We start from the raw sequence: 26,054 nt of genomic DNA, 5'->3' as shown, positions 1-26,054 counted from the left end.
ATGACCGACGTGAACACCGACCTGCGGCTGGACGGCCGTACCGCCTGGGTGACGGGTGCGGGGAAAGGGCTTGGGCGCGCCATCGCGGTTGCTCTGGCGCAGGCCGGGGCGAATGTCGCCGTGACCGCCCGTACGACGGCGGACCTCGACAGCCTCGAAGCGGAGCTGGCCGAGTACGGCGGCAAGGCGCTGGTGCTGCCCGGCTCGGTCGCCGACTCCGCCGCCGTACGGGGCATGGTGGAGGGTGTCGTCGAGTGGACGGGCCGGCTGGACGCGGTGGTCAACTGCGCCGGGGTCAGTCCGCACTTCAGCCGTAGCGAGTGGGTCACCGACGAGGACTGGTCGCGGGTGCTGGCCATCAATCTTCAGGGGACCTTCTACTGCTGCCGCGAGGCCGGGCGGGTCATGCTGGAGCAGGGGGCCGGGTCGATCGTCAACATCTCTTCGGTGCACGCGAGTACGGGGTTCGAGCGGATCGCGGCGTATGCGGCCAGCAAGGGTGGGGTCGAGGCGCTCACCAAGTCGCTGGCGGTGGAGTGGGCGGATCGGGGGGTGCGGGTGAATGCGCTCGCGCCCGGTTATTTCCGTACGGATCTCAGTGCTGGGCTGTTGGACAGTCGCTGGGGTGAGCGGATTGTCCGGGGGACGCCTCTGGGTCGGGTGGGGTCCGTTGAGGAGCTTGGGGGTGCGGCGGTGTTTCTTGCGTCTGATGCTTCGCGGTTTGTCACGGGGACGACTGTGACTGTGGATGGGGGATGGACTGCCTGGTAGGTAGGGGTAGGGGGCTGCGCGGCTTGGTGGTTCTTTGGCCTCAGGCCGGTGGGGGCTGGTCGCGCAGTTCCCCGCGCCCCTAAAGACGGGCCGGTGGGGGCTGGTCGCGCAGTTCCCCGCGCCCCTAAAGACGGGCCGGTGAGGGCTTGTCGCGCCCACGTGGCGGAGCCGCATATCGATACAGCCCCGCGCCCCTAAAAACGGGGCGCGTCTCCCCCAGGCCTACCCGAACAGGTCCTCTGAGACCGCCTTCACCGTGTTCACCACCAGGGGGGCCACCAGCTCCAGGGACGAACTGCCGTCTCCTACCACCGAGATCGCGGCTATCGGGCCCTCGGGGCCTCGTAGGGCCAGGCCCACGCAGCCCAGGTCGGGGAAACACTCGCCTCGGTCGATCGCCAGGCCGTTGCGGCGGCGTACCGCGCGGAGTTCGTGGTGGAGGTGGTCCAGGTGGCCGATGCTGTGGTCTGTGCGGCGCTCGATGAACTGGGCGTAGCGCGCGTCGATCTCCTCCGGGCTCAGCCAGGCGAGCATGGCCTTGCCCAGGCCGGTGCAGTGGGCGATGGCCCGGCCGCCGACCTTGGAGGGGATGTCGACCGCGGCCCGGCCGCCGACCTTGTCCAGGTAGTAGATCTCCGGGCCGTCGAGCACCGCCAGGTGAACGACCATGCGCGTACGGACGGCCAGGTCCAGGAGGTGGGGGGCGGCGGCCGAGCGCAGTGCGCTGTGGCCGATCTCCCGGCCGCCCAGGCCGAGCGCCCGCCGTCCCAGCGTGTAGCCGGCCACCGTGTGGCGTAGCCAGTCCAGGCGGACCAGCTGGTCGAGTATCCGGTGAGTGGTCGAGCGCGGGAGATGGGTCCGACGCGAGACCGTTTCCAGGGTCAGGTGGGTCTGTGGACGCTCGAAAAGATCCATGATCAGCGTGACGCGCTCCATCATCGACGGAGGCAGCACCTGCCCGACGACCTCGGAGGATCGCGAGTCCAGGCGAAGGGCAGACGTCATCGTCGGTGCCTCTCTGCTCAAACCGAAATCAATTCTAGTTCGGCGGCTTCGGCGTCAAGGTATCAACGCCTCGGTCCGCAGAGAAAGGGTCGTGCACCGATTAATTGGGGTGGTCGGTCTAATCTATGGCGGACGCAAAAAAGTGCCGCTCCCCGGAAGGAAACTTCCGGGGAGCGGCGCGGCCGGTCGGTGTCAGCCCTGGGCGGTGAGGTCCAGGGCGATGTCCACGATCATGTCCTCCTGGCCGCCGACCAGTCCGCGCCTGCCGACCTCCTGGAGGATCGTGCGGGCGTCCAGGCCGTAGCGCTCCGCCGCCGCCTCCGCGTGGCGGAGGAAGCTGGAGTAGGCGCCTGCGTAGCCGAGGGTGAGGGTTTCGCGGTCGACGCGCACCGGGCGGTCCTGGAGCGGGCGGACCAGGTCCTCGGCGGCGTCCTGGAGGGCGAACAGATCGCAGTCGTGCTTCCAGCCCTGGAGGTTGGCCACAGCGACGAACGGCTCGATCGGGCAGTTGCCCGCACCGGCACCCTGTCCCGCGAGCGACGCGTCGACCCGGGTCACCCCCTCCTCCACCGCGACCACCGAGTTCGCCACCGAGAGGGAGAGGTTCTCGTGGGCGTGGATGCCGATCTGGGTCTCCGGGTCGAGCACGTCCCGGTAGGCGCGGATGCGGTCGCGCACCCCGTCCATGGTCAGCCGGCCGCCGGAGTCGGTGACGTACACGCAGTGCGCGCCGTACGACTCCATCAGCTTCGCCTGTCCGGCGAGAACCTCCGGGGTCGCCATGTGGGCCATCATCAGGAACCCGGAGACATCCATGCCGAGTTCGCGGGCCGTGGTGATGTGCTGGGCCGCTACGTCCGCCTCCGTGCAGTGGGTGGCGATGCGTACCGAGCGGACTCCCATGGCGTAGGCGCGCTTGAGTTCGACGATGGTGCCGATGCCGGGCAGAAGGAGGGAGGTGAGGGTGGCGCGCTCGATGGCGTCCGCCGCCGCCTCGATCCACTCCCAGTCCGTGTTGCTGCCCGGCCCGTAGTTGAGGCTGCCGCCGGCCAGACCGTCGCCGTGGGCGACCTCGATCGCGTCCACGCCCGCCTGGTCCAGGGCCCTGGAGATCTTCCCGACGAACTCGGGGGTGATCCGGTGCCGGATGGCGTGCATGCCGTCCCGGAGGGTGACGTCCTGGACGTAGAGCCTTGGGGTGGCGGTCACTTGGTCACCTCGGTGGTCGCCTCGGAGGAAAAGCGCTGAGCGATGCGCTCGGCTACACGCAGGGCTGCCGAGGTCATGATGTCGAGATTGCCCGCATAGGCGGGCAAGTAGTGGGCGGCGCCCTCCACTTCGAGGAAGACCGAGACCTTCGTGGTCGCCTCGGAGGCCTGGCCGGTGAACAGTGTGTGCACCGGTTCGCCCTCGGGGATCGGCGTGAACTGGACCTGCTGCTTCAGGCGGTAGCCGGGTACGTACTCGGCGACGGCCGCGACCATCTCCTCGACGGAGGCACGGATCGCGTCGTGGTCGGCGTCGCCGATCAGGCAGTACACCGTGTCCCGCATGATCAGCGGCGGTTCGGCCGGGTTGAGGACGATGATCGCCTTGCCGCGCCGGGCGCCGCCCACCTTCTCGATCGCCCCGGACGTCGTCTCGGTGAACTCGTCGATGTTGGCCCGGGTGCCGGGCCCGGCCGACTTCGAGGCGATCGAGGCGACGATCTCGGCGTAGGGCACGGGCGTGATCCGGCTGACCGCGTGCACGATCGGGATCGTCGCCTGGCCGCCGCAGGTGACCATGTTCAGGTTGTCGACAGCGTTGTCCGCGGCGTTCAGGTGCTCGTCGAGGTTCACCGTCGGTACGACGTACGGCCCGATGGCCGCCGGGGTGAGGTCGACGAGGCGTTTGCCGTACGGGGCGAGCTTCTTGGCGTTCTCGACGTGGGCCTTCGCCGACGTGGCGTCGAAGACGATGTCGATCTCGTCGAAGCCGTCCATGCCGATCAGTCCGTCCACGCCCTCGTGCGTGGTCGGGACCTTTAGGCGGGCGGCGCGCGCCAGTCCGTCCGAGTCCGGGTCGATGCCCACCATCGCGGCCATCTCCAGGGTGTCGGACAGGCGCAGCACCTTGATCATCAGGTCGGTGCCGATGTTGCCGGAGCCGATAACGGCCACCTTGGTCTTGGTCATCCGTGCTCCTTGGCTTCCTGGCGTTCCTTGCGTTCGTTGCGTTCGTTGCCGGAGAAGGTCGCTGTCACCGTGCCCAGGCCCGACATCTCGGCCCGTACGGCGGTGCCTGGCGGGGTGGGGACGAGTGGGCCCAGGGCGCCCGAGAGGACGATCTGGCCGGCGCGCAGGGGGTCGCCGAACTCCCGGGCGGTGCGGGCCAGCCAGAGGAGTGCCGCCAGGGGGTCGCCCAGGCAGGCGGCGCCGGTGCCCTCGGACGCGAGGACGCCGTCGGCGTACAACCGCATGGTCACGTCCCGGGGTTCGAACTCCTTCAGGGCGACCTGCTCGTCGCCGAGGACGAACAGGCCGCTGGAGGCGTTGTCGGCGATCGTGTCCGTGATCGCGATGTCCCAGTCGGCCACCCGGCTGTCCACGATCTCCAGCGCGGCCACGGCGTGTCCGACCGCCGCGCGGACCCGCTCGATGTCGAGGTCGTCGTCGTCCAGGTCGGCGGCGAGCACGAACGCGATCTCCGCCTCGACCCTGGGCTGGAGCAGGCGCCCGCTGGGTACCTCGGGCAGCGCGGAGACGTCCATGTCGTCGAGGAGGACGCCGAAGTCGGGGCGGTCGACGCCTACTTGGCGTTGGACCGACTCCGAGGTGAGGCCGATCTTGCGGCCCACCACGCGTGCGCCGGCGGTGCGGCGGTCGGCGATGACGTGTTGCTGGACGGCGTAGGCGAGGGCTATGTCGGTGCTGCCCAGGAGGTCCCGTACGGGGGCACAGGGTTTTCCGGTGCGGGCCGCGTCGGTCAGTCGCGCGGCTGCCTCGGCGACGGCCGTCGGTTTCCCGGTGTCTGTCATTCGTGTCCTCAACTTGTGCGGGGCGCTCCGCTAGGGGGGGCGGTTCTTCGGCCGCCGGTCGGTAGGGGGTTTTCGCGCAGTTCCCCGCGCCCCTGTCGGGGCGCGTCAGAACCGCTTGGATACCCAGCCTGAGCTGCCTCGGTGTACCGCAGGTGCGGACGTTCCGCTCAGCGGGACTGGGGTGTGGGTCGGGGGGTCTCGGTGAGCGAGATGGCTGAACTGCGGGGGCGGGGCGGCTCGTTACCGTCGTCGGCTAGCTGCTGAAAGGCTGGAGGAGAGGTCCATGGTGAGCATCAACGAAGATGTCTATGACGTGGTCGTCGTAGGGTCCGGCGGAGGGCTGGTCGGGGCGTATGTGGCGGCTTCGCGCGGGCTGCGGACGCTTGTCATCGAGAAGACCGACCGGGTGGGCGGCACCACCGCCTACTCGGGCGCCGGGCTCTGGTTTCCGGGTTCCGCGCCGCTGGAGCGGGCCGGTGTCGAGAATGACGTCGAGAAGGCGCGGACGTATCTGCGCAGTGTCGTCGACGACAGTTCCCGGGAGCGGCTCCAGGACGCCTATCTGCGGGCCGGCGCACAGGTGATCGACGAGTTGGAGCGGAACCCGCGGTTCGGGTCCTTCGTGTACGGGCCCGTACCTGAGTACTACGCGGCGGCCCCCTGCGCCTCCCCCGCGGGACACACCATCTTCCCGGCGGAGGTTCCCGCCGCCGAACTCGGCGAGCACGCCCGGCTGGTGCGCAACCCCCTTCCGATGGAACGGTGGGGCCGCGACCAGGGACCGGTGCTCAACGGTGGCCGCGCGCTGATCGGCAGGGCGCTGGCCGCGTTCCTGGAGACCGGGAACGGCACGCTCCGGCTCAACACCGCGCTGGAGAGCCTTGTCGTCGAGGACGGCAGGGTCGTCGGCGTCGATGCCGTCAGCGAGGGCGAGCGCGTCCGGATCCGTGCCGAACGGGGCGTGATCCTCGCCGCCGGCGGTTTCGAACGCGATCCCGAACTGCGCGCGAAACACCAGCCGCCCCTCACCGGCGAGTGGTCCAACGGTGCCCCGGAGAACACCGGCGACGCCCTGCTGGCGGGGATGGCGGTCGGTGCCGCCACCGAACTGCTCGACCAGGCCTGGTGTGTGCCGGGGCTTGTGTGGCCGGACGGTCTTCCGCTCTTCCACACGGGCACCCGAGGCGGGATCTGGGTCAACGCCGCGGGCGAGCGCTTCATGAACGAGAACCTTCCCTACGACCAGGCCGGGCGCGAGATCCTCCGCCTGCACAGGACCACGGGCGTCTCGCACATCCCGGCCCACTGGGTGTTCGACCAGCGGCAGCTCGACCGGGACGGCTTCGGCGGCCCGGCCGACCAGCCGGTGGCCCCCGAGTGGTTCGAGTCGGGCGCGCTGAGGAAGGCCGACACCCTTGAGGAGTTGGCCGAGCTGATCGACGTACCGCTCGAAACCCTGCGCGGGACCATCGAGGAGTTCAACAAGTACGCGCCCACCGGAGTCGACGAGAGGTTCCATCGGGGCGAGACGCCGTGGGACCAGATCGCCAACTACGTGCTGGGCTTCCCCGCCCATCCCGAGCTGAGCTTCCCGGCGCCGCCGACGACCGACTGGCCGAACCCGCTGCTGCCTCCGCTCGACACCCCGCCCTACTACGTCGCGACCATCCTGCCGTCCGACATCGGTACCAAGGGCGGTCTGAAGACCGACGAACACGCGCGCGTGCTGCGGCCGGACGGGAGCCCGATCAACGGGCTCTACGCGAGCGGGAACACCATGGCCGCGATGTCCGGGCGGGTGTATCCGGGTGCGGGGACCCCGATCGGTTCGAGTGTCGCCTTCTCCTACCTGGCGGTACTGGACATCGCCGGCGCGAAGGACTGATCCCGCACCAGTGCCCGGGACACCTGTCGTGTCCCGGGCACTGGTGTACGTCCGTCAGGGCGCGGCGATCAGCCGCGCCGCCAGATGCAGGTCCGCCTCCGCCTGTTCGGTGGTGATCTCCTCGGTCAGCATGGCCACGAACAGGCCCCACCAGCTGTAGACGAGCAGCCGCACCCTGCTGCGCGCGGTCTCCGCGTCCGCGTGGCCGCCGAGCAGGTGCAGGAGCCGTTGTCCCAGGGCTCGCTCGACGATGTCGAACCGGGTCGGGACGGCGCTCGCGTACTCGGTGAACGACGACAGCGCCACCGCCGAGGCGAGGAGCGGGCTGGCCAGCAGTTTTCCGCTCAGCTCGATGAGTGTCCCGGCCACCTCCGTCGCCGGGTCGGTCCCGTCGGCGGCGGGACAGCCTGCGTCACGGCCCCCGAGGAACTGGTCGATGTGCCATTCGAGGACGGACAGGAACAGGTAGGGCTTGGACGGGAAGTAGCGGTACAGCGTGCCGATCGCGACGCCCGCCTCCTTGGCCACGTCGTGCATCTGCACCCGGGCGAGGCCCTCTCGCGCGCCGAGTTCGGCGGCGGCGCGCAGGATGCGTACCCGGCGGGCGGCCTGGCGGTTCGACATCGGAGCGGCGGGCTGCCGTACCTCCGCGGGTCTCGCCACGTCGTCGCCCCCCCCATGTCGTCGAGTCCCGCCGCCCCGCGCTGTCCCTCAGGAGGTCTCGGGGCGGGTCAGGAAGGCCAGGACCGCGCTCTCCCAGGCCGCCTTCTGCTCGATCATCGCCCAGTGCCCGCAGTCCGGGAGGACGTGCAGCTCGGCCTTGGGGATGGTGCGCATCGGCAGCAGCGCGTTGTCCAGCGGGGTGACCCGGTCGTCGCGGCCCCAGGTCAGCAGCGTGGGCGCGGTGATCTTGTGGAGGGCGGCCCAGATGGGCTGGTCGGAGTGGGCCTGGGCAGCCATCATCGCGGCCATCGCCTGCCGGCCGTAGATCCGGCGGGACGCCTCCAGCGTGGCCGGGTCGGTGGCGCTGACCCAGCGTTCCTCGATCAGCTCGTCGGTGAGCAGGGCCGGGTCGTGGACCATCGAGCGCAGCCACTGGACGAGGTTCTCGCGGGTGGGGTTCTCGGTGAACTCCACCAGGAGGTTGAGTCCTTCGCTGGGCGCCGGGGAGAGGATGTTGCGGCCCACCCCGCCGATGGTCACCACCCGGCGGAACAGGTCCTTGTGGGCGACCGCGAGCCCGACGGCCACGAAGCCGCCCATGGAGTTCCCGACGACGTCGACCTTGCTGAGCCCGAGACCGTCGAGGAAGCGCAGTACGGCCTTGGGGGCCGCCATCATCGGGTTCTCGTCGGTCGGGTCGCTCACGCCGAAGCCGGGGAACTCCAGGGCGAGGGTGCGGAAGTGCTTCGCGAACACGGGCAGGTTGCCCCGGTAGTTGCGCCAGCCGGTCACACCGGGCCCCGACCCGTGCAGCAGGAGCAGCGGCGGTCCGTCGCCGGCCTCGTGGTAGCGCAACACGCCCTCGTCCGTGGGGAGTTCGCGCAGGGTGTCCTCGTACGTCAGGGAGGTGAGTGTCATGACAGCACGGTGGCACCGGGACGGTGGCGCCCGCCGGTGGGCTCCCGATCAGTGGGACGGTCCCGGCGGGGGGCGGCGCGGGCTGTCTAGCGTCGTGGACGTAGCGATGCCGGGGGCTCTCGGGCCGCCCGGACCTGACCAATGCGAAGCAACGTGAGGGGAGGACCTGATGGGTGTTCGCTCACTCGGGTACCTGCGTCTTGAGTCCAACGACATCGACAAGTGGAAGGCCTTCGGGGGCGACTTCCTCGGTCTGATGCCCGTCGAGGGCGCCGATCCCGAGTCGCTCCACTTCCGGATGGACGACTATCCGGCCCGCATCGTGGTCTCCCCGGGGGCACAGCCCGGGATGACGGCGCTGGGCTTCGAGGTCCTGGACGAGCGCGAACTGGCGGGCCTGGTCGCGGACGTCGAGAAGGCCGGGATCAAGGTGACGGCCGGCACCGAGGCGGAGGCCGCGGCGCGCAGGGTCACGGGCTTCGTCAAGTTCAACGACCCGGGCGGCAACCCGGTCGAGCTGTTCTACGGCACGACCCTCGACCATGTGCCGGTGCAGACCCCGCTGGTGTCGAAGTTCGTCACCGGCGACATGGGCTTCGGGCACGCGATCATCTCCGCCGAGGACGCGCGGACGACGTTCGAGTTCTATGTCAACGTCCTGGGCTTCATCGAGCGGAACACGATGCGCTCGCCGGGCGGCACGACCTGGTTCATGGGCTGCAACCCCCGGCACCACACCCTCGGGGTGACGCCGATGCCGGGTCCGGGGCGGCTGCTGCACTTCATGGTCGAGGGGGCGACCCTGGACGACGTGGGGCGCGCGCTCGACCGGGCCGGGAAGTACGAGGTCCCGATGATGCACACGCTGGGCAAGCACACCAACGACCACATGGTGTCGTTCTACGTCTGGTCGCCGGAGAACTACGCCGTCGAGTTCGGCTGGAACGGCCTGAAGGTGCCCGAGCCGGTGCCCGTGTACGAGATCACGGACGGCGCGTTCTGGGGCCACCACTTCACTCCGCCGCCGATGCCGCCGGCCGCCGGCTGAGCGCGAAAAGCCCTGAGCCCCACGCCCCCTGGAAATCGGTCCGGGGCGTGGGGCTCAGTCAATGTCACTGCCGGGGCATGTTCACCGCCGTCTCACTCGACGGTGATCGCCCGTTCCGGGCAGGCCCGTTCACCGTCACGGGCCGCTCCTTCGAGACCTTCCGGGACCTCTCCGTCGAAGGGCAGCGCGTAGCCGTCGTCGTCGAGGCGGAAGAGTTCGGGTGCCGCCACCGCGCACCGCGCGTGTCCCGAGCAGGCCGATTTGTCGATGGTGATCTTCACGAACCACTCCTGTTCTACGGCTTGTTGGTCGATCCCGCGTCCACGGTGAACTGGAGGCCGGTGACATACCTCGCCTCGTCCGACGCGAGGAACAGCACCGCGTTCGACACGTCCCGTGGTTCGACGTACGGGGCATGGGTGTTCATCGCGGCGAGGGCGAACATCGGCTCGCGCGCGGCGAGTTCATCGATCGGCACGCCCACGGTGATGCCCGTGTCGCTGACGCCGGTGGGGTGGACGGTGTTCACCCGGATGTGGTGCGTGCCGAGTTCGTTGGAGAGGGCCTTCATCAGGCCGACCACCCCGTGCTTGGCGGCCACGTAGTGCGCGTACGGCACATGGCCGCGGATCCCGGCGGCCGAGCTGGTCATGATGATCGAGCCGCCGGCGCCCGCCTCGATCATCCTCGGGAGCGCCGCCCGCGCCGTGTTCCAGGCGCCCTTGAGGCAGACGTCGACGACGACGTCCCAGGCCTCCTCGGTCAGCTGCCAGGCCGAACCCGAGCTCATGACGCCCGCGTTGGCGACAACCACGTCGAGCCGCCCGAACTCCTCGTACGTCGCGTCGACGGCGGCCCGCATCTCGGTGATCGAGCGGACGTCGGCCAGTACGGTGACACAGCGGCGGCCGGTCGCCCGTACCAACTCGGCGGTCTCCTCCAGCTGTTCCTTCGCCGCGAGGGAGTAGGGCAGCACGTCGCTGATGTCCCGGCAGACGTCGGTGGCGACGATGTCCGCGCCCTCCTCCGCCAACCGCACGGCGTGGGAACGCCCTTGACCGCGCGCCGCTCCCGTGATGAGCGCGACCTTGTTCTCGACTCGCCCCATGGCAGCCTCAGTTCTTCGAATGATCGGTCGGGTCGGCCGGGCCTGCCGGACCGAGGAGGTCGTCGGCGGCCTCGTGCAGTGCGGTCAGCCGTCGCTGGAGGAGTTCGCGTTCGGCCTCGTCGTCGGCTCCGAGTTCGGCGAGGCGTACGTCCGTGTCGGCGATCTCCGTGAGGAGCCTGCCGTGGGCCTCCTCGCGGGTGAGCAGGTCGAGGTCGGTCCAGTCGGAGCGCTCGGACTCCGGGCGCCTGCTCATGCGGGGAGGTTGTACAGGCGGCGGGTGTTCAGCTCCACGATCTTGTGCACCTCGTCGTCCGGTACGTCGGCGAGGACCTCGGCGGCGTAGGCGCGGCTCTTGGGCCAGTACGAGTCGGAGTGGGGGTAGTCGCACTCCCAGGTGATCTTGTCGATGCCGACGTGGTGGCGGACCTCGACGCCGAAGCGGTCGTCGATGAAGCAGCCGTGGAAGTGCTTGTGGAACAGCTCGGAGGGCTTCACGCTCTGGTTGACGTTCTGGTAGAAGCGGTGCCGCTCCCAGGTGCCGTCGGCTCGCTCCAGCAAATACGGGATCCAGCCGATGCCGCCCTCGGACAGGCCGATCTTCAGCTTGGGGTGCTTGTGGAGCACCGGGGAGAAGAGCAGGTCGGCGGTGGCGTACATGGCGTTGGTGCCGAACAGGGTGATCGTGACCGCGAACGGGGCTTCCTCGGCGGTCTTCGGCGGCTTGCCCGAGGTGCCGAAGTGCAGGCACAGGGGCATGTCGGTCTCCACGGCCGCGGAGAACATCGGGTCCCAGTAGTCGGTGTGGAAGGAGGGCAGGCCGCGCGGGGCGGGGTTCTCCGGGAAGGAGATCGCCTTCGCTCCCTTGGCGGCGGTGCGGTGGATCTCGGCGACGCAGAGATCGACGTCCCACATCGGCATGATGACCAGCGGGATGAGCCGGCCGGGCGCGGTCGCGCACCACTCGTCGAGGACGAAGTCGTTCCACGCCTGGACGCACAGCAGGGCGAGTTCACGGTCCTTGCCGTCGAGGAAGACATGGCCGGAGAAGCCCGGGAAGGAGGGGAAGCACAGCGCCCCCCAGACCCCGTCGAGGTCCATGTCGCGGATGCGGGCCTTCGGGTCGTAGCAGCCGGGGATCATCTCGTCGTAGCGCGTCGGTTCGAGGCCGAACTCCTCGGGGCTCTTGCCCGCGACCGCGTTGAGGCCGATGTAGGGGTAGATCCGGTCCTCGTAGACCCACACCTCGGCGGGCGACTGGCCCTCCCCACGCGGCTGTTCGACGCTGCGCGGGCCCGCTTCCCGGTACTTCGCGGGCAGGCGGTCGGTCCACAGTCGTGGGGGCTCGATCAGGTGATCGTCGGTCGACAGCAACTTCATCCATGGCTGCAACGGCATCCTTGCGCTCCCTCGGTCTCGGAGACTCTCCAGCATCGGCACATTGCGTGTACTGATCGGGTCCCACTCAGTGGAAGAAGGTGATGAAACCCCTAGCTTCTCTCGGATCATGGAGGTGAGCCAGATCCATCCATCGAGATTCAGGCTACTCTTTTATCCGACGGAAGGAGACCCCATGGGTCGAGTGCAGGACAAGGTCGTCTTCATCACCGGGGCGGCGCGCGGCCAGGGCCGGGCCCAGGCGATCCGGCTCGCCGCGGAGGGCGCCGACATCATCGCCGTGGACCTCTGCGAGGACATCCCCACCAACGGCTACGCGCTGGCCACCGAGTCCGATCTGGACGAGACGGTGCGTCAGGTCGAGAAGCTCGGGCGGCGCATCGTCGCCCGCAAGGCCGACGTACGCGATCCGGCGGCGCTCAAGGCGGCCGTGGCCGACGGGGTGGCCGAACTCGGGCGGCTCGACGCGGTGGTGGCCCAGGCCGGGATCTGCCCGCTGGGCCCGGGGCAGACCGCGCAGGCCTTCCTGGACGCCGTGACCGTCGACTTCAACGGGGTGGTGCACGCCGTGGACGCGGCGCTGCCGCATCTGCCCGACGGCGCCTCGATCGTGGCGACCGGGTCGATCGCCGGGCTGATCCCGGCGACCGTCGACAACCCCGCCAACGGACCGGGAGGCCTGGGCTATTCGTTCGCGAAGCGCCAAGTGGCCGCGTTCGTCCACGACTTGGCGACGGTGCTGGCGTCCCGGCACATCCGGGTCAACGCGCTGCATCCGACGAACGTCAACACGGACATGCTCAACAGCGACCTGATGTACCGCTCGTTCCGGCCCGACCTGGCGGAGCCGACCCGCGAGGACGCGCTGCCCAACTTCCCCGCGACGACCGGCTTCGGCATCCCCTACGTCGAGCCCGAGGACATCGCCGACACCGTCCTCTTCCTGGTCTCCGACGAGTCCCGCTACGTCACCGGTATGCAGATGCGCGTCGACGCGGGCGGGTACGTCAAGCGGCGCCCCCAAATGCCCACCTTCTGACCGGAGTTCACGCGAACGAAGATCAGGCGCCGCCCGTCATGTCGATGACCACCTTCCCGGTGGTCCGGCGTTCCGCGACGTCGGTCAGGGCGGCGGCCACGTCGGCGAGCGGGTGGACGCGGGAGACGAGCGGGCGCATCCCGTCGCGGACCATCGCGGCGAGCGCCCGGTCGCCTGCGGCCACCGCGTCCGGGGCGTACTGGCGCAGCATCCGGATCTCGAAGCCCCGTACGACCGCGTCCTTGAGCAGCACCAGGTTCAGCGGGATCCGGGGGATCTTCCCGTCGGCGTAGCCCACCGTGACGAACCGGCCGCCCCGCCGCAGTGCGCGCAGGGCGGCCTCCGCGTGGTCGCCGCCGACCGGGTCGACCACCAAGTGGACGCCGCCGTCCGTCAGTTCACGCAGCCGGTTCTTCAGGTCCTCGCGGACGTAGTCCACGCCCGCCACCGCCCCGAGCTTGCGGACGACCGCGAGCCGCTCCTCGCTCGACGCCGCCGCGACCACGCGCATCCCGAGCCGGGTCGCGACGTCGACGGCGGCGGAGCCGACCCCGCCCGCCGCACCGAGCACCGCCGCCCACTCCCCCGCCACGCCCTGCCCCACGGTGGTCAGGGCGTGATAGGCGGTCGCGTAGGTCACGTGGAACGCGGCGGCGTGGACCATGTCGAGCCCGTCGGGGACGGGCCGCAGCCCCGCCACCGGCACCACGACCTGCTCGGCGAAGGCGCCGGTGAGCACTGCCCCGGCCACGGGTGAGCCCACCGGGGGGCCGGTCACCCCGGGCCCCAGCGCGGCCACGACGCCGGCGAACTCACTGCCGGGCGTGAACGGCAGGGGCGCGGGGACCTGGTAGCGGTCGGCCACGAGCAGGACGTCGGGGAAGTTGACGGCCGCGGCGCGGACGTGAACCAGCACCTCCCCCGGGCCGGGTTCGAGGTCGTCGAGGTCGACGACGCCCAGGCCTGCCGGGGGCCCGTACTCCGTACAGCGTGCGGCTCTCATCGTGTCCTCTCGGCGGTGGGCATCGCCGGGTCACGGGGCAGGCCCAGGACCTGTTCGGCGATGGTGTTGCGCTGGATCTCGGCGGTGCCCGCGCCGATCGTGGAGGCCCGGGTGCGCAGGAAGCCCCACACCCAGCGACCGCGCTGGACGGCGTGCGGATCGCGGCGGCCGAGGATGCCGTAGGGGCCCAGGAGGTCGACGGCGAACTCGTGCAGGTCCTGCTCGAACAGGGCGATGAAGAGTCGCGAGGTCGAGGAGGCCGGGCCGGGTTCGCCCTTGGCGAGGATGTCGGCGATGGTGCGCATCCCGGTGAGCCGCATGATCCGGACCCGGATCTCGAAGTCGGCGAGCCGGTCGCGGACCAGCGGGTCCGCCGTCGCGCCGCGCTCGTGGGCCAGTTCGACGAGTTCGTCCAGCACCCGCCGGTACAGCGCGGCCTGGTTCATGGCGCCCGCGGCCCGTTCGTGGCCGAGGCTGGTGCGCACCAGGGGCCAGCCGCCGTTCTCCTCGCCGATCCTGTCGGCGACGGGGACCCGGACGTCGTCGAGGAAGATCTCGCAGAAGTGCGCGTCCCCGGTGAGGTCGCGCAGCGGCTTGATGGTGACGCCCGGGGCGTGCGCGTCGATCAGGAGGTAACTGATGCCGTCCTGACGGGAGTCGGGCGGTCCGGTGCGGACCAGGGTGAAGAGGATGTCGGCGATGTCGGCCGAACTGTTCCACACCTTCTGCCCGTTGACGACGTACACAGCCTCTGGTCCGTCGCCCTCCCGGCGGGCGGTCGTCCGCAGCGCGGGCAGGTCCGAGCCCGCCGCCGGCTCCGAGTAGCCCTGTGCCCAGACGGAGTCGCCGCGCAGCATGGGGCGCAGGAAGCGCTCCTTCTGTTCGGGGCTGCCGTAGGTGATGAGGGTGGGCGCGGCGATGCCGAGCCCGGTGCCGAGCGGTCCCGGCACCCGGGCGCGCGCGTACTCCTCCTGGTAGATGACCTGGTGGGCGAAGGACAGGCCCATGCCGCCGTACTCGCGCGGCCAGCTCGGTCCGGCGAACCCGGCGTCGTACAGGGTGGCCAGCCACTTCTTCTGCCAAGTGAGGCGTTCCGCACGGTCCTTGGGGCGGCGACCGGGGTGATGGTCCGTCAGGAAGTCGCGCAGTTCGGTGCGGAAGCGCGCGTCGGTCATCGCGGTGCCATACGGATGGCGCCGTCGAGGCGGACGGTCTGGCCGTTGAGGTACGGGTTCTCCAGCATCTCGACGGCGAGGCGAGCGTAGTCGTCCGGGTCGCCCAGGCGCTTGGGGTGCGGGACGGAGGCGGCGAGGCCGTCGCGGATGTCCTCACGGAGCCGGCCGAGCATCGGGGTGTCCATGACTCCGGGGGCGATGGTGTTCACGCGGATCTGCCAGCTGGCGAGGTCGCGGGCGGCGACCAGGGTGATGCCGTGCACGCCGGCCTTGGAGGCGGTGTAGGAGGTCTGGCCGATCTGGCCGTCGAACGCGGCGACCGACGCGGTCAGGACCACCGCGCCCCGGTCGCCGTCGACGATCTCGTTGCCGGAGAGTCGGGCGGCGGCCAGGCGCAGCACGTTGTAGGTGCCGATCAGGTTGACCCGTACGACCTCGGCGAAGGTGTCGATGTCGCCGGGGTTGCGGTCGCGGTCGATGATCCGGAGTCGGTCGCCGCCGCGGCCCGCGCAGTGCACGACGAAGCGCAGCGGGCCGAGTTCGGCCGCGGTGTCGAGGGCGGCCGAGACCGCTGCCTCGTCGGTGACGTCGGCGCGGACGAAGCGGGCGGCGTCACCGAGGTCGGCGACCGCCTTGACGCCCTGTTCCTCGGAGATGTCGGCGAGGACGACCTTGCCGCCGCGCTCGATGATCCGGCGGGCGGTGGCCAGGCCGAGGCCGGAGGCGCCCCCGGTGACCAGTGCCGACGATCCGTCGATGTTCACATCAAACTCCTTACAGGCCCAGGGACTTGCTGATGATGGTCTTCAGGACCTCGCTGGTGCCGCCGTAGATGCGGGTCACCCTGGCGTCCGTGTACAGCCGGGCGATCGGCGATTCGAGGATGTAGCCGTAGCCGCCGTGCAGTTGGAGGCAGCGGTCGACGACCCGGCCCTGTGTCTCTGTGCAGAACAGCTTGGTCCTGGCCGCGTCCACGGGACTCAGCTCACCGGCGACGAGCGCGGTGATCGCCGCGTCCAGGAGTGCCTGAGCAGCCGTCAGTTCAGTGTCCAGGGCGGCGAGTTCGAACTTGGTGTTCTGGAAGTGGGCGACCGGCTTTCCGAATACGGTCCGGTCGCGCACATAGGTGACGGTCAGGTCGATCGCGGCGCGGGCCTGGGCTACGGCGCCGACCGCGATGGCCAGCCGTTCCTGGGCCAGGTTGCGGCCGAGGAGGGAGAAGGCGGCGCCCTCCTCGCCGAGCAGGTTGGCGGCGGGGACGCGGACGCCGTCGAAGGACAGCTCCACCGTGTCCTGGACCTGGAGTCCGATCTTCTCCAGCTTCCGCCCGACGGTGAACCCGGGCATGCCCTTCTCCACCACCAGCAGGGACAGCCCGGCGCGCCGGTTGTCCGGGTCGGTGGCGGTGCGGGCCACGACGATCACCAGGTCGGCGTGGTGGCCGCCGGTGATGAAGGTCTTCGCCCCGTCGAGGACGTAGTGGTCGCCGTCGCGGACCGCCTTCGTCGTGACACCGGCGAGGTCCGAGCCGGTCCCGGGTTCGCTCATCGCGACGGCGGTGTACAGCTCGCCCGAGGCAAGCCCCGGGAACCAGCGGGCCCGCTGCTCGGCGTTGGCCAGTCCGGTGAAGTACGGGACGACGACGTCGAGATGGGTGCGCAGACCGCCCAGGGTCACCCCGGCGCGGGCGCACTCCTCCTGGATGACGACGTTGAAGCGGTAGTCGTCCTGACCGCCCCCGCCGTACTCCTCGGGTATCGCCGTGCCGATGATGCCGAGCTTGCCCAGCGCGGTGAACAGATCGCGGGGGACGAGGCCGGCGCGGCGCCAGTCCTCGTACACCGGGAGCACTTCGCGGGAGAGGAATTCGCGGACCAGGAGACGGAAGTCCTCATGATCCTGTTCGAACAGGGTCCGGCGCATCGAAGCTCCTTCAGTGGACCCTATTAAGTATACGTAATTACCTTCCTCGGTCTAGGGGTTCTTGCCGTAGGCAGGGGAAGTATCAGTGCCACCAGGGAATGAGTGCATCCAAATGGCGGCCCATGCGGTGGCGGGCGACCCCGGCGTCGCCCTGCACGATCGCGTCGAGGATGCGCTGGTGCACGTGCTGGACCTCCTCGGCCGCCGTGTCTCCGGGCAGTGGGCGGTCATGGCCGGAGGCGTGCCGGCGGAACAGTTCGGTGATGATGGCGAGGAAGAGCGACAGCACCGGGTTGTCGGACAGGGCCGCCAGTTCGGAGTGGAACAGGTCGGCCTTGCGGAGGTCGTCGGCCGGGCCCTCGGTGGCCCACCGGACGGCCTTCGTGAGGCGCTCGACGACCTCGGTGTCGCCCGCCGCGTGCCGGGCGGTCACCCTGGCGATGATGCCGAGTTCGATGGCGTTGCGCACGATCCGCAGGTCGTCGGCGGTGACGCCCTGGTATTCGAGGAAGAGGGCCATCGTGTCGATGCTGGCCTGCGGCTCCGGGGCGGTGACGACGAGGCCGCCGCCGGGACCCCGGCGCATCCGGGCCACCGAGTGGTACTCCAGGAGCCGGACGGCCTCCCGCAGCACGGCCCGGCTGATGCCGTAGCGGGCCAGCAGATCGGCCTCCGAACCGAGCACCATGCCGATCTGCCAGCCCCGCGCGGCGATGTCGTCGTGGATACGGGACGCGACCACCTCGGCGAGCTTGGCCCGCAGGCCCTCGACCAGTTCGGGCTCGATCACGTTCCCCGCGATGCGCTGCCCGCGCCGTACCCGGTGCTTCTCGATCCAGGCGGCGACCGACTCCAGATGTGCGGTGAGTTCCGTCTGCGCACGGGCGCCGTCGTCGGCGATCACGGCCTCGACGACCGCGCGGTGGGCCCGGTGCGAGGTCTCCTTCGCCGCGTGCATCTCCGCCTTCGAGGTACGGCGGGAGGTGTGCGCGTACCGGGCGGTGAGGCGCGTGAGCACGTCGATGAAGAGGTGCAGCACCGGGTTCCCGGACAGTTGGCCGAGCACCGGGTGCAGGGGGTCCTGCGAGTGGACCGACGGGTCGTCCCAGTGGGCGAGTTCACTGTCGAGCGTGGCACGGAGGGTGGCGATGCCCTCCTCGGTGATGCGGTCGGCGGCGAGGCCGGCGGCGATCGGTTCGAGGAGCTGGCGGGCCTGGAGCAGGTCGGTGACGCTGGTGCCGACGTACTCGAGGTAGATCACCATGGCCCGGGTCGCCGGTCCCGCGTCGGGGGCACAGACGATCAGGCCGCCGTTCGGGCCGCGCCGCATCCGGGCGACCTGGTGGTGCTCGACCAGCCGTACCGCCTCACGCAGCACCGCACGGCTCACGCCCAGGCGCTCGCGCAGGTCGACCTCGGAGCCCAGGGACTCGCCGACGGGCCAGCCCTGGCGGATCACGGTCGCCTCGATGCGCTGCGCGGTCTGCGCGGCCAGCTTGCCGACCGGGACACCGGCCTCGCCGTCGGCGGGTTCGCGATCGACGGCAGTCGCCATGGGGCCAACTCCTCAGAGGGGGTATTGCGGATCCCCAGTCTATTCGCCGGTGGCACGGGTGACGTGCGGGTTGGCACAGGTGGCGTGCGGGTTGGGCGGCTGACACCGAGATCGGGTCGGTGTTGCCCGTTCTCGCTGTTACGTGTTCCTGGTCTCTGGCGGGAGCCAGTCGACGCCGTTAGAGTACCCTCATTTCGAGATCGTGCGCATGACGACGACGTTAAGGAGCCGGCAGCGATGCGACTGGAGTCCACCCCCGAACTCGAGGCGTTCCGCAGGAAAGTACGGGCCTTCGTCGCGGAACACTCGCCCGGCGTCAAGACCCACTCCGGTGTACGGGCCCCCGAGCCCGCGCTGATGCCCGCGATCAGGGAGTGGACCGCGAAACTGTACGGGGCGGGCTTCCTCGGCATCGACTGGCCCGCCGAGTACGGTGGCCGGCCCGACGCCCATCCCCTCGAACCGTTCGTCGTCGCCGAGGAGATCGCCCGCGCCCGCACCTGGCCGCCGGTCGGCGCGGCCTCGCTGGCCTCGGGCGCGCTGTTGGATTTCGGCACCGACGAACAACGGGCGCGGTTCCTGCCGCGCATCCGGAGCTGCGTGGATGTGTGGTGCCAGTTGTTCAGCGAACCCGAGGCGGGGAGTGATCTGGCCTCGCTGCGGACGCGGGCGCGGCTGGAAGGGGAGGGCGACGACGCGGTGTACGTCGTCGACGGCCAGAAGGTGTGGACGACCAACGGGCAGCACGCCGACATGGGGTACCTGCTCGCCCGTACCGACGGTGACGCGCCCAAGCACAAGGGGATCACCGCGTTCGCGCTGGACATGCGCAGTCCGGGGGTCGAGATCCGCCCGTTGCGCGAGATCACCGGGACCACCGACTTCAACGAGGTGTTCCTCGACGGGGTTCGGATTCCGGCCTCGAACGTCATCGGGCGGGTGAACGACGGGTGGCGGGTGGCGATGAGCAGCCTTGGGCGTGAGCGGTCGGGGGTGGCCGCGCGGGGGGCCGAGCTGTTCGCCGTACTGGATGATCTGGTGCGGCTTGCCGGGGCCTCACTGGAGGACTCGGCGATCCGGCAGGCTGTCGGGGAGTTGGCTGCGCGGGTGCAGGTGAATGCGGCGATGATTTCGCTGGCGCAGTCTCGGATGTTGCATGGGGCTGAGGAGCCCGCGGACGCGCTCCTCGGGAAGATCTTCTTCAGCGAGCTGAATCATGATCTGGCCGACTTCGGTGTGCGGTTGCAGGGGACTGAGGGGTTGCTTGTCGAGGGGGATGTGGGGGTTCTGGCGGGTGGGTGGTGGCAGGACGCGCATCTGTACTCGCGGGCGTTCACCATTGCTGGTGGGGCCAATGAGGTTTTGCGTACGCAGGTTGCTGAGCGGGGGTTGGGGTTGCCTCGGTAGTTGGGGTGGCTGAGGTGTTGTTTTTTGTCTGCTGCGCCGTCGTGGCTTGTCGCGCCGTTCCCCGCGCCCCTAAAAGCTCCAGGCGCCCCCTGCTGGATCAGATCAGCTCTATGATCGTTGCGTTTGCCGTGCCGCCGCCCTCGCACATGGTCTGCAAGCCGTAGCGCAGGTTCTGCTGGCGCATCCTTGCCAACAGCCTTGTCATCAGGATGGCGCCCGAGCCGCCCAGGGGGTGGCCTACGCCTATCGCTCCGCCCAGGGGGTTGAGGCGCTCGGGGTCGGCTCCCGTTTCCGCCAGCCAGGCCAGCGGGACCGGGGCGAAGGCCTCGTTGACCTCGTAGACGCCCATGTCCTCGATCGTCAGGCCTGAGCGGTGGAGGACCTTCTCGGTCGCCGGGATCGGGCCCAGGAGCATGGTGATCGGGTCCGCGCCGCTCACCGCTCCGGTGTGGTAGCGGGCGATGGGGGTCAGGCCCAGATCGCGGGCGCGTTCCGGGGTGGTGATGAGCAGAGCCGCGGCGCCGTCGGAGATCTGGGAGGCGTTGCCGGCGTGGATCACGCCGTCCTCCTTGAAGGGCGGCTTGAGCTTGGCCAGGGTGTCGGGGGTCGTGCCGCGTCGTAGGCCCTCGTCCGTCGTGAACTTGGTGCCGTCCACCTCGATCGGCACGATGTGGTCGTCGAAGACGCCCGCGTCGATCGCCGCCGCCGCTTTCGCGTGCGACTCCGAGGCGAACTCGTCGAGCCGGTGGCGGCTCAACTTCCAGCGTTCGGCGATGAGTTCGGCGCCTACGCCCTGGCTGAACTCGAAGCCGTCGTAGCGGGCGATGGCGGCGGGTCCGTACGGCTGTCCCGTGGTCCGGTGCGAGCCGAGCGGCACCCTGCTCATGGTCTCGACGCCACCCGCGACCACGATGTCGTACTGCCCCGACATGACGGCGTGCGCGGCCTGGTCGACCGCCTGTTGGCTGGAGCCGCAGGCACGGTTGACCGTGACGGCCGGGACATGTTCGGGCCAGCCCGCCGCGAGTACGGCGAAGCGGCCGACGTTGCTGGACTGGTCGCCGATCTGGGTGACACAGCCCCAGACCACGTCGTCCACCGTGCCGGGGTCGATCCCGGTGCGTTCGACGAGGGCCTTGAGCACCTCGGCCGACAGATCCGCCGCGTGCACCGATGCCAGCGAGCCGTTGCGCTTGCCGATCGGAGTGCGTACGGCGTCGACGATGACGGCGTCTCGCATGACAACTCCCTGGTCAGTCGGGTCAGTTGGGTATCTCTGGCTACTAGGTCTATTCGGGTTGTTCAGGTTGCTTGGGCTGTTCAGGGTGCTCGGGTCGGTCGTCCGGGAAGCGCACTCCCCAGTCGCGGAACACCTCTCGGGTGTCCGCGCCGACCTCCGGGGCCACCCGGCCCGCGCTTGAAGGCGTCCCCGAGAAGCGGGGCGCTGCGGCCGGCTGGACCACTCCGTCGCGTGTGAACAGGCTTGCGCGCGCGGCCAGATGGGGGTGGGTCGCCGCCTCGGTGAGGCTCAGTACGGGGGCCACGCACGCGTCGGTCCCCTCGAACAGGGCCGCCCACTCGTCCCGGGTGCGTTCCGCGAACCGCTTCTCCAGCAGCTGCCGCAGCTGCGGCCACGTCGAACGGTCGTGCTGGCGGTCCGGATCGACGCCCAGGTCGAGCAGTTCGACCAGGCGGCGGTAGAACTTGCGTTCAAGCGCGCCGACGGCCACATGGCGGCCGTCCCGGGTCTCGTACACGGCGTAGAAGGGCCAGCCGCCGTCGAAACGGTTGACGCCTCGTTCGTCGCTCCACTCGTCGCGCGCGAGCTTGGCGAAGGTGCTGGCGAGGAGGTGGGCGGTGCCGTCGACTATGGCCGCGTCGACGACCTGTCCTTTTCCGGTGCGCGTGGCTGCGTGCAGGGCGGCCAGGACGCCGATCACGAGGTAGGCGCCGCCGCCCCCGAAGTCGCCGACGAGGTTCAGGGGGATCTGCGGTGGTCCGCCCGCCTCCCCCATCGCGCCCAGCGCGCCCGTCAGCGCGATGTAGGTGATGTCGTGTCCTGCGGCCGCCGCCAGCGGGCCGTCCTGGCCCCAGCCCGTCATCCGGCCGTAGACCAGGCGGGGGTTGCGGGCCAGGCAGTCGTGCGGTCCGATGCCGAGGCGTTCGGTGACTCCGGGGCGGAACCCCTCGATCAACACGTCGGCACGCTCGACGAGTTGGAGGAGCGCGGCGGCTCCGGCGGGGTCTTTGAGGTCGAGTACGACCGACCTTTTCCCCCGGTTGAGCACATCCGCCGGGCCGCCTGCGTCCGGTTCGTCCGCCCGCCCGGGCCGGTCCACCCGGACGGCCTCCGCCCCGAGGTCGGCCAGCAGCATCCCGGCGAACGGCCCCGGTCCGATGCCACCGAGTTCGACCACCCGGCAGCCGGCGAGAGGCCCCGTTCCCGTCGTCATGGTCACGCCCTCCCAGCCTCCGACCACATTACGGATACCCAATTGCCCATTCGTACGTACGACATGGTCAGCGGCCCTTCCAGACCGCCGCCCTCTTCTCCGCGAACGCGGCGGCCCCTTCCCGGGCGTCCTCCGACTTGAACACCGGAGCCGCGATCTCGAACTGCCGCGCCCAGCCCTCCTCCAGCGTCCAGTCGGCGGCGTGGCTCGCGATCTCCTTCGTGGCCGCGACGGCGAGCGGGCCGTTGGCCGCGATCGTCGCGGCGAGGGCGAGGGCTCCGTCGAGCGCGCCGCCCTCGTCCGTCAGCCGGTTGACGAGGCCGACCTCGGCCGCCCGTACGGCGGTGATCGGTTCGCCGGTCAGGAGGAGTTCCAGCGCGATGGCGTACGGGATGCGGCGCGGGAGGTGGAGGGCCGCGCCGGCGCGGGCGACCAGGGACCGCCGCACCTCGGGGACGCCGAGCCGTGCCGTGCGGGAGGCGACCACCAGGTCGCAGGCCAGCAGGAGTTCGAAGCCGCCGGCCAGGGCCCAGCCCTCGACGGCGGCGACCAGCGGTTTGCGCGGCGGGGTCAGGGTGATCCCGCACAGGCCTCGGCCCTCGATCGCGGGTGACTCGCCCCGCAGCCACGCCTTGAGGTCCATGCCGGCCGAGAACGTGCCGCCGGCGCCCGTGAGCACGCCCGCCCGCAGATCGTCCGACTCGTCCAACTCGTCGACCGCTGCCGCCACTCCGGCGGCCACTCCCGCATCCAGGGCGTTCTTCACCGCCGGGCGGTTGATCGTGATGACCTGGACCGCGCCTCGGCGCTCCACCAGCACCTCGTCCGACACGCCTACCTCCTCGAATCGTGCAACTGATCGCCGGTCACGGCGAATTGGGCCAGTTCATGGGCGACCATGCCGTCCAGGTCCTCGGCCGGCGGTGCCGGGAGGTCGACCGCGCGGTCGCGGGTGGGCAGCAGGACGACGGCCGTACCGGGTGTGGTGACCTCGCCGCGCTGGTTCTCGCACCGCACCTCGATGTGCACCTCGGCCCGCCCGGCCACCCGGCGTTTGTCGACGACCGTGCCGCGCACCCAGGTGGTGTCGCCGAGATAGTTGAACTTGCGGTGCTCGCACCGGAGTTGCCACAACCAGCCGTCGTCGCCGATCCAGTCGGTGAGCAGATGGCACAGCCAGGTCTCGCGCATGCCGCCGTAGTCGTACGGGTTCGGCAGCCCGAGTTCCTTCGCCCGAGCGGGCTCCCAGTGCAGCCGCTGCACGGTGTCCGGGATGTTCATGGGGTTCGGCGGATACAGTCCCGGGGCCTTGCGCCGGACGCGCGCGGCGATCCCGAAGGCGCCGGGCGGGGTGAGCTGCATGCCCCAGCCCAGATGCCAGACGACCACGTCCGTGGTGGTCAGCGGCCCCTTCACCCGGGGCTGGAGTTCGTCGCCGATCTCGACGTCCTCCCAGTAGCGGGGTTCGGCGCCGCGCCGGGTCTCGGCCGCGTAGGCGGCGTCGATCTCGGCCAACTGCTCGGCCGTGTAGGGCTCCTGGGCCAGGTGTTCCTTCGCCCGCTTCTTCGACGTGTGCCGTTCGGCGTTGATCCAGGTGCCCCGGCGCAGGGCGTGCATCTCGCCGCGCCCGTTGGCGTACAGGTAGTCGCGTACGACGTGTGCCGTGCGCCCGCCGAAGCTGCTGGGCTTGAGGTGGACGCCCACCTGGGTCTGCAACACCCGGCAGCGGTCGCCGAGTTGGAGTGGACGCCACCACTCGAACTCCATCACCGCCTGGTAGGAACCGAGTCCGGCGAAGGGATCGCCCTTCAGCAGCGCCTTCGTCTCCGGATCCGGCTTCGGGGCCGCGTCCTCCCCCATCGTGTAGAGGAAGGTGGGCGGCGCGACGAGCGAGCCCCAGCGGGTGCGGGCCGCGTGGTCCGGGTCGCAGTACAGGGGGTTGTCGTCGCCGTAGCCGTACGCGAAGTGCCGTACGCCGTCCCAGGTCACCTCGTAGTTGTGCGGGGGGTTGTGCTGGGGCTGCGGGACGCCGAGGCGTCGGCGGGAGCGCTCGACCGCCTCGTCGGTGAGGACGCCGAACCGCTCGGCCGCCTTCCCCGCCGTGTCCGTGACTCCCGTACCCGTCATCGCTGTTCCTCCTTGACGCGCTGCTGCTGTGCGAGCCGGGCGCGGACCAGTTCCAGCAGGTCCACGCGGCTGACCTTGCTCGACGGGGTCCGGGGCAGCGCGTCGACGACGACGATGTGCGCCGGCACCTCGTACGGGGTGAGCCGGGACCGGCAGAGGGCGACGAGGTCGGCCGTGTCCGGGGGGACTTCGCCCGGCTCGGTCTCGACCGCCGCGACCGGCACCTCGCCGAGCCTCGGGTCCGGCAGCCCCGCGACGGCCGCCTCGCGGACTGCGGGGTGGGTCTCCAGGACGCGTTGGACCGTCTCGGGCTGCACCTTGAAGCCGCCGCGGATGATGGCGTCGTCCGCGCGGCCCTCGATCCAGACGAACCGGTCGGTGTCGATCCGGGCGAGATCGCTGGTCCGCGTCCAGGACCGGCCGCCCCCGGTGCTCTGCTCGGTGCGGACCTCCAGGCGGCCGCGCCTGCCGACGGGCAGTTCGGCGCCGTCCTCGCCGGTCACCCTCAACTCGACGCCGTCGAAGGCGCGTCCGGCGCTGCCCGCCTTGCGCTGCCACCACCGCTCGTGCAGCGGCAGCGTCCAGCCGACCACCGCGCCGGCGAACTCGGTGGCCCCGTAGGTCATGAGGACGGGGATGCCGTACGTACGGAAGAAGGCGTCGGCGAGTTCCGCCGGGCAGGGCGCGGTGCCGGAGGTGACGACCTGGAGGCTCGCCAGCCGTTCCTTCGGGACGCCGGAGTCGAGTACGGCGCGGATGGCGGCCGGTACGAGGCTCGCCGCCCGCAGCCGGTGCCGTTCCACCGCGCCCACCCAGGGTTCGACGGCGAACCGGGGCATCAGCAGCATGCGGCGACCGGTCGCGAGACAGGCGAGCGCCCGCCACAGGCCGCTGATGTGCACGAGCGGGGTGGCCACCAGCGCCGCCGACCGCGACAGCAGCCGTGCGTCCTTCGGGGTCTGGCCGCCGGAGACGAGGGCCTGGTCGAGCTGGCCGATGCGCAGGTGTACGCGTTTCGGGGGGCCGGTGGTGCCCGAGGTGAGCATCTCCACGGCGACGTCCGGGCCGGCGAGGGGCGCCCCGGCGGACGGCGCACCGCCCGCGAGCTTGATGATGCCGTCGGTGCCGGTCTCCAGGGCCGCGCCGTAGGCGGTCACCGTGCTCAACACGCCCTCGCGGGCCAGGACTTCGGCACCGGCGACGACGACGGGCGGCTCGCAGCGCGCGATGTCGGCGGCGAGCCGCGCCGGTGGCTGCAACGGGCTCAGCATCACCAGACAGCGCCCGGAGGCGATCACCGCGGCGACCACGGCCACGTGCTCGGGCCGGTTCTCCAGGACGACACCGACGCGGGCGCCGGAAGGCAGTCCCAGTACGTCGAGCGCGTCGACGACACCGCGCGCGGTCTCCTGGATCTGCCCCCAGGTCCACCAGTCGCCCTCGTACTCGATCGCCTCGGCGTCGGCGGGGGCCTCGGTCAGCAGCCGGGACAGGCGGTCGCGAATTCCCACGGGAGCAGCCTTTCGTCACCAGGCCTATAAAGTACACTGAATTAATGAT

Annotated in this window: 25 protein-coding genes; 5 read left to right on the top strand and 20 right to left on the bottom strand. The window is 70.4% G+C overall.

Annotation, left to right across the window (positions count from 1 at the left end; translation table 11 throughout):
- Complete coding sequence (locus tag ACFYXF_RS29755) at positions 1-771, top strand: SDR family NAD(P)-dependent oxidoreductase (RefSeq protein WP_389354110.1); 771 nt, start codon at positions 1-3, stop codon at positions 769-771.
- A 222-nt stretch (positions 772-993) separates the two neighbouring features.
- Here the strand turns inward: ACFYXF_RS29755 and ACFYXF_RS29750 are convergent, their stop codons facing one another.
- The 4 genes from ACFYXF_RS29750 to ACFYXF_RS29735 form a co-directional block, all read right to left on the bottom strand.
- Entirely contained in the window at positions 994-1,776 is a 783-nt protein-coding gene (locus ACFYXF_RS29750; protein WP_389354108.1) for an IclR family transcriptional regulator, read from the bottom strand.
- Positions 1,777-1,968: 192 nt separating this feature from the next.
- On the bottom strand, positions 1,969-2,985 hold the full coding sequence (dmpG, locus tag ACFYXF_RS29745) for a 4-hydroxy-2-oxovalerate aldolase (protein ID WP_389354106.1): 1,017 nt from the start codon (positions 2,983-2,985) through the stop codon (positions 1,969-1,971).
- Positions 2,982-3,953, bottom strand: a complete 972-nt coding sequence (locus ACFYXF_RS29740; protein ID WP_389354104.1) for an acetaldehyde dehydrogenase (acetylating) — start codon at positions 3,951-3,953, stop codon at positions 2,982-2,984. Before ACFYXF_RS29740 ends, dmpG begins: the two co-directional genes overlap by 4 nt.
- Entirely contained in the window at positions 3,950-4,795 is an 846-nt protein-coding gene (locus ACFYXF_RS29735) for a 2-keto-4-pentenoate hydratase (RefSeq protein WP_389354102.1), read from the bottom strand. Before ACFYXF_RS29735 ends, ACFYXF_RS29740 begins: the two co-directional genes overlap by 4 nt.
- A 283-nt stretch (positions 4,796-5,078) precedes the next feature.
- Between ACFYXF_RS29735 and ACFYXF_RS29730 the strand changes: the two genes are divergently transcribed.
- The gene (locus ACFYXF_RS29730; RefSeq protein ID WP_389354100.1) at positions 5,079-6,680 is read left to right on the top strand and encodes an FAD-dependent oxidoreductase; all 1,602 of its coding nucleotides are present in this window, start codon (positions 5,079-5,081) and stop codon (positions 6,678-6,680) included.
- A gap of 54 nt (positions 6,681-6,734) precedes the next feature.
- Here the strand turns inward: ACFYXF_RS29730 and ACFYXF_RS29725 are convergent, their stop codons facing one another.
- Both ACFYXF_RS29725 and ACFYXF_RS29720 read right to left on the bottom strand, forming a co-directional pair.
- Positions 6,735-7,343: a TetR/AcrR family transcriptional regulator gene (locus tag ACFYXF_RS29725; RefSeq protein WP_389354098.1), complete on the bottom strand. Its 609-nt coding sequence runs from the start codon at positions 7,341-7,343 to the stop codon at positions 6,735-6,737.
- Between the two features lie 48 nt (positions 7,344-7,391).
- Positions 7,392-8,261 (bottom strand): alpha/beta fold hydrolase, encoded by an 870-nt coding sequence (locus ACFYXF_RS29720; protein WP_389354096.1) that lies wholly within the window; start codon positions 8,259-8,261, stop codon positions 7,392-7,394.
- A 169-nt stretch (positions 8,262-8,430) separates the two neighbouring features.
- Here ACFYXF_RS29720 and ACFYXF_RS29715 point away from each other — a divergent pair, with 169 nt between their 5' ends.
- The gene (locus tag ACFYXF_RS29715; protein ID WP_389354094.1) at positions 8,431-9,309 is read left to right on the top strand and encodes a VOC family protein; all 879 of its coding nucleotides are present in this window, start codon (positions 8,431-8,433) and stop codon (positions 9,307-9,309) included.
- Positions 9,310-9,401: 92 nt separating this feature from the next.
- Here ACFYXF_RS29715 and ACFYXF_RS29710 read toward each other — a convergent pair whose 3' ends face one another.
- From ACFYXF_RS29710 to ACFYXF_RS29695, 4 genes are read right to left on the bottom strand one after another with little or no spacing between them, the layout of a single operon-like run.
- Positions 9,402-9,590, bottom strand: coding sequence for a ferredoxin (locus tag ACFYXF_RS29710; protein ID WP_389354092.1), 189 nt, complete (start codon positions 9,588-9,590; stop codon positions 9,402-9,404).
- 14 nt (positions 9,591-9,604) lie between these two features.
- Complete coding sequence (locus ACFYXF_RS29705; protein ID WP_389354090.1) at positions 9,605-10,417, bottom strand: mycofactocin-coupled SDR family oxidoreductase; 813 nt, start codon at positions 10,415-10,417, stop codon at positions 9,605-9,607.
- Between the two features lie 7 nt (positions 10,418-10,424).
- On the bottom strand, positions 10,425-10,670 hold the full coding sequence (locus ACFYXF_RS29700) for a hypothetical protein (RefSeq protein ID WP_389354089.1): 246 nt from the start codon (positions 10,668-10,670) through the stop codon (positions 10,425-10,427).
- The gene (locus tag ACFYXF_RS29695; RefSeq protein WP_389354087.1) at positions 10,667-11,812 is read right to left on the bottom strand and encodes an amidohydrolase family protein; all 1,146 of its coding nucleotides are present in this window, start codon (positions 11,810-11,812) and stop codon (positions 10,667-10,669) included. Before ACFYXF_RS29695 ends, ACFYXF_RS29700 begins: the two co-directional genes overlap by 4 nt.
- A 175-nt stretch (positions 11,813-11,987) precedes the next feature.
- Here ACFYXF_RS29695 and ACFYXF_RS29690 point away from each other — a divergent pair, with 175 nt between their 5' ends.
- Complete coding sequence (locus ACFYXF_RS29690) at positions 11,988-12,851, top strand: mycofactocin-coupled SDR family oxidoreductase (protein ID WP_389354086.1); 864 nt, start codon at positions 11,988-11,990, stop codon at positions 12,849-12,851.
- Positions 12,852-12,873: 22 nt separating this feature from the next.
- Here ACFYXF_RS29690 and ACFYXF_RS29685 read toward each other — a convergent pair whose 3' ends face one another.
- The 5 genes from ACFYXF_RS29685 to ACFYXF_RS29665 all read right to left on the bottom strand — a co-directional run bounded on the left by ACFYXF_RS29685 (position 12,874) and on the right by ACFYXF_RS29665 (position 18,507).
- Positions 12,874-13,854 (bottom strand): NADPH:quinone oxidoreductase family protein, encoded by a 981-nt coding sequence (locus tag ACFYXF_RS29685; RefSeq protein WP_389354084.1) that lies wholly within the window; start codon positions 13,852-13,854, stop codon positions 12,874-12,876.
- Positions 13,851-15,029 carry an acyl-CoA dehydrogenase family protein gene (locus tag ACFYXF_RS29680; RefSeq protein WP_389354082.1) on the bottom strand — a complete coding sequence of 393 codons (1,179 nt, stop codon included), beginning with the start codon at positions 15,027-15,029 and terminating at the stop codon, positions 13,851-13,853. Before ACFYXF_RS29680 ends, ACFYXF_RS29685 begins: the two co-directional genes overlap by 4 nt.
- Positions 15,026-15,793, bottom strand: a complete 768-nt coding sequence (locus ACFYXF_RS29675) for an SDR family NAD(P)-dependent oxidoreductase (protein ID WP_389354080.1) — start codon at positions 15,791-15,793, stop codon at positions 15,026-15,028. Before ACFYXF_RS29675 ends, ACFYXF_RS29680 begins: the two co-directional genes overlap by 4 nt.
- Before the next feature lie 10 nt (positions 15,794-15,803).
- Positions 15,804-16,952: an acyl-CoA dehydrogenase family protein gene (locus ACFYXF_RS29670; protein WP_389354079.1), complete on the bottom strand. Its 1,149-nt coding sequence runs from the start codon at positions 16,950-16,952 to the stop codon at positions 15,804-15,806.
- Positions 16,953-17,034: 82 nt separating this feature from the next.
- A complete protein-coding gene (locus ACFYXF_RS29665; RefSeq protein ID WP_389354077.1) occupies positions 17,035-18,507 on the bottom strand; it encodes a FadR/GntR family transcriptional regulator in 1,473 nt (490 codons plus the stop codon).
- Positions 18,508-18,744: 237 nt separating this feature from the next.
- On the opposite strand from ACFYXF_RS29665, the gene ACFYXF_RS29660 reads away from it, so the two are divergent.
- Positions 18,745-19,914, top strand: coding sequence for an acyl-CoA dehydrogenase family protein (locus ACFYXF_RS29660; RefSeq protein WP_389354075.1), 1,170 nt, complete (start codon positions 18,745-18,747; stop codon positions 19,912-19,914).
- Positions 19,915-20,011: 97 nt separating this feature from the next.
- Here the strand turns inward: ACFYXF_RS29660 and ACFYXF_RS29655 are convergent, their stop codons facing one another.
- From ACFYXF_RS29655 to ACFYXF_RS29635, 5 genes are all read right to left on the bottom strand, one after another.
- Positions 20,012-21,154: a thiolase family protein gene (locus ACFYXF_RS29655; protein ID WP_389354073.1), complete on the bottom strand. Its 1,143-nt coding sequence runs from the start codon at positions 21,152-21,154 to the stop codon at positions 20,012-20,014.
- Positions 21,155-21,203: 49 nt separating this feature from the next.
- The gene (locus ACFYXF_RS29650) at positions 21,204-22,367 is read right to left on the bottom strand and encodes a CaiB/BaiF CoA transferase family protein (protein WP_389354071.1); all 1,164 of its coding nucleotides are present in this window, start codon (positions 22,365-22,367) and stop codon (positions 21,204-21,206) included.
- A gap of 67 nt (positions 22,368-22,434) precedes the next feature.
- Entirely contained in the window at positions 22,435-23,199 is a 765-nt protein-coding gene (locus ACFYXF_RS29645; protein ID WP_389354069.1) for a crotonase/enoyl-CoA hydratase family protein, read from the bottom strand.
- Positions 23,200-23,201: 2 nt separating this feature from the next.
- A complete protein-coding gene (locus ACFYXF_RS29640) occupies positions 23,202-24,494 on the bottom strand; it encodes a MaoC family dehydratase N-terminal domain-containing protein (RefSeq protein WP_389354068.1) in 1,293 nt (430 codons plus the stop codon).
- Positions 24,491-26,005 carry a class I adenylate-forming enzyme family protein gene (locus tag ACFYXF_RS29635; protein ID WP_389354066.1) on the bottom strand — a complete coding sequence of 505 codons (1,515 nt, stop codon included), beginning with the start codon at positions 26,003-26,005 and terminating at the stop codon, positions 24,491-24,493. The genes ACFYXF_RS29640 and ACFYXF_RS29635 overlap by 4 nt, the downstream gene beginning before the upstream one ends.
- Between the last annotated feature and the right edge of the window lie 49 nt (positions 26,006-26,054).

This window comes from Streptomyces sp. NPDC002680, from assembly GCF_042889145.1.
Taxonomy (GTDB): domain Bacteria; phylum Actinomycetota; class Actinomycetes; order Streptomycetales; family Streptomycetaceae; genus Streptomyces; species Streptomyces adonidis.
Note: the sequence above shows the minus strand (reverse complement) of the source record. Positions and strands in the feature narration are given on the sequence as shown.

Bases quoted from the DNA above. Each gene is read 5' to 3' on its own strand.
- ACFYXF_RS29750 (WP_389354108.1), bottom strand. From the start codon at position 1,776: ATGACGTCTGCCCTTCGCCTGGACTCGCGATCCTCCGAGGTCGTCGGG.
- ACFYXF_RS29655 (WP_389354073.1), bottom strand. From the start codon at position 21,154: ATGCGAGACGCCGTCATCGTCGACGCCGTACGCACTCCGATCGGCAAG.
- ACFYXF_RS29740 (WP_389354104.1), bottom strand. From the start codon at position 3,953: ATGACCAAGACCAAGGTGGCCGTTATCGGCTCCGGCAACATCGGCACC.
- ACFYXF_RS29730 (WP_389354100.1), top strand. From the start codon at position 5,079: ATGGTGAGCATCAACGAAGATGTCTATGACGTGGTCGTCGTAGGGTCC.
- ACFYXF_RS29755 (WP_389354110.1), top strand. From the start codon at position 1: ATGACCGACGTGAACACCGACCTGCGGCTGGACGGCCGTACCGCCTGG.
- ACFYXF_RS29690 (WP_389354086.1), top strand. From the start codon at position 11,988: ATGGGTCGAGTGCAGGACAAGGTCGTCTTCATCACCGGGGCGGCGCGC.
- ACFYXF_RS29735 (WP_389354102.1), bottom strand. From the start codon at position 4,795: ATGACAGACACCGGGAAACCGACGGCCGTCGCCGAGGCAGCCGCGCGA.
- ACFYXF_RS29665 (WP_389354077.1), bottom strand. From the start codon at position 18,507: ATGGCGACTGCCGTCGATCGCGAACCCGCCGACGGCGAGGCCGGTGTC.
- ACFYXF_RS29670 (WP_389354079.1), bottom strand. From the start codon at position 16,952: ATGCGCCGGACCCTGTTCGAACAGGATCATGAGGACTTCCGTCTCCTG.
- ACFYXF_RS29720 (WP_389354096.1), bottom strand. From the start codon at position 8,261: ATGACACTCACCTCCCTGACGTACGAGGACACCCTGCGCGAACTCCCC.
- ACFYXF_RS29685 (WP_389354084.1), bottom strand. From the start codon at position 13,854: ATGAGAGCCGCACGCTGTACGGAGTACGGGCCCCCGGCAGGCCTGGGC.
- ACFYXF_RS29660 (WP_389354075.1), top strand. From the start codon at position 18,745: ATGCGACTGGAGTCCACCCCCGAACTCGAGGCGTTCCGCAGGAAAGTA.
- ACFYXF_RS29700 (WP_389354089.1), bottom strand. From the start codon at position 10,670: ATGAGCAGGCGCCCGGAGTCCGAGCGCTCCGACTGGACCGACCTCGAC.
- ACFYXF_RS29715 (WP_389354094.1), top strand. From the start codon at position 8,431: ATGGGTGTTCGCTCACTCGGGTACCTGCGTCTTGAGTCCAACGACATC.
- ACFYXF_RS29705 (WP_389354090.1), bottom strand. From the start codon at position 10,417: ATGGGGCGAGTCGAGAACAAGGTCGCGCTCATCACGGGAGCGGCGCGC.
- ACFYXF_RS29695 (WP_389354087.1), bottom strand. From the start codon at position 11,812: ATGCCGTTGCAGCCATGGATGAAGTTGCTGTCGACCGACGATCACCTG.
- ACFYXF_RS29640 (WP_389354068.1), bottom strand. From the start codon at position 24,494: ATGACGGGTACGGGAGTCACGGACACGGCGGGGAAGGCGGCCGAGCGG.
- ACFYXF_RS29680 (WP_389354082.1), bottom strand. From the start codon at position 15,029: ATGACCGACGCGCGCTTCCGCACCGAACTGCGCGACTTCCTGACGGAC.
- ACFYXF_RS29650 (WP_389354071.1), bottom strand. From the start codon at position 22,367: ATGACGACGGGAACGGGGCCTCTCGCCGGCTGCCGGGTGGTCGAACTC.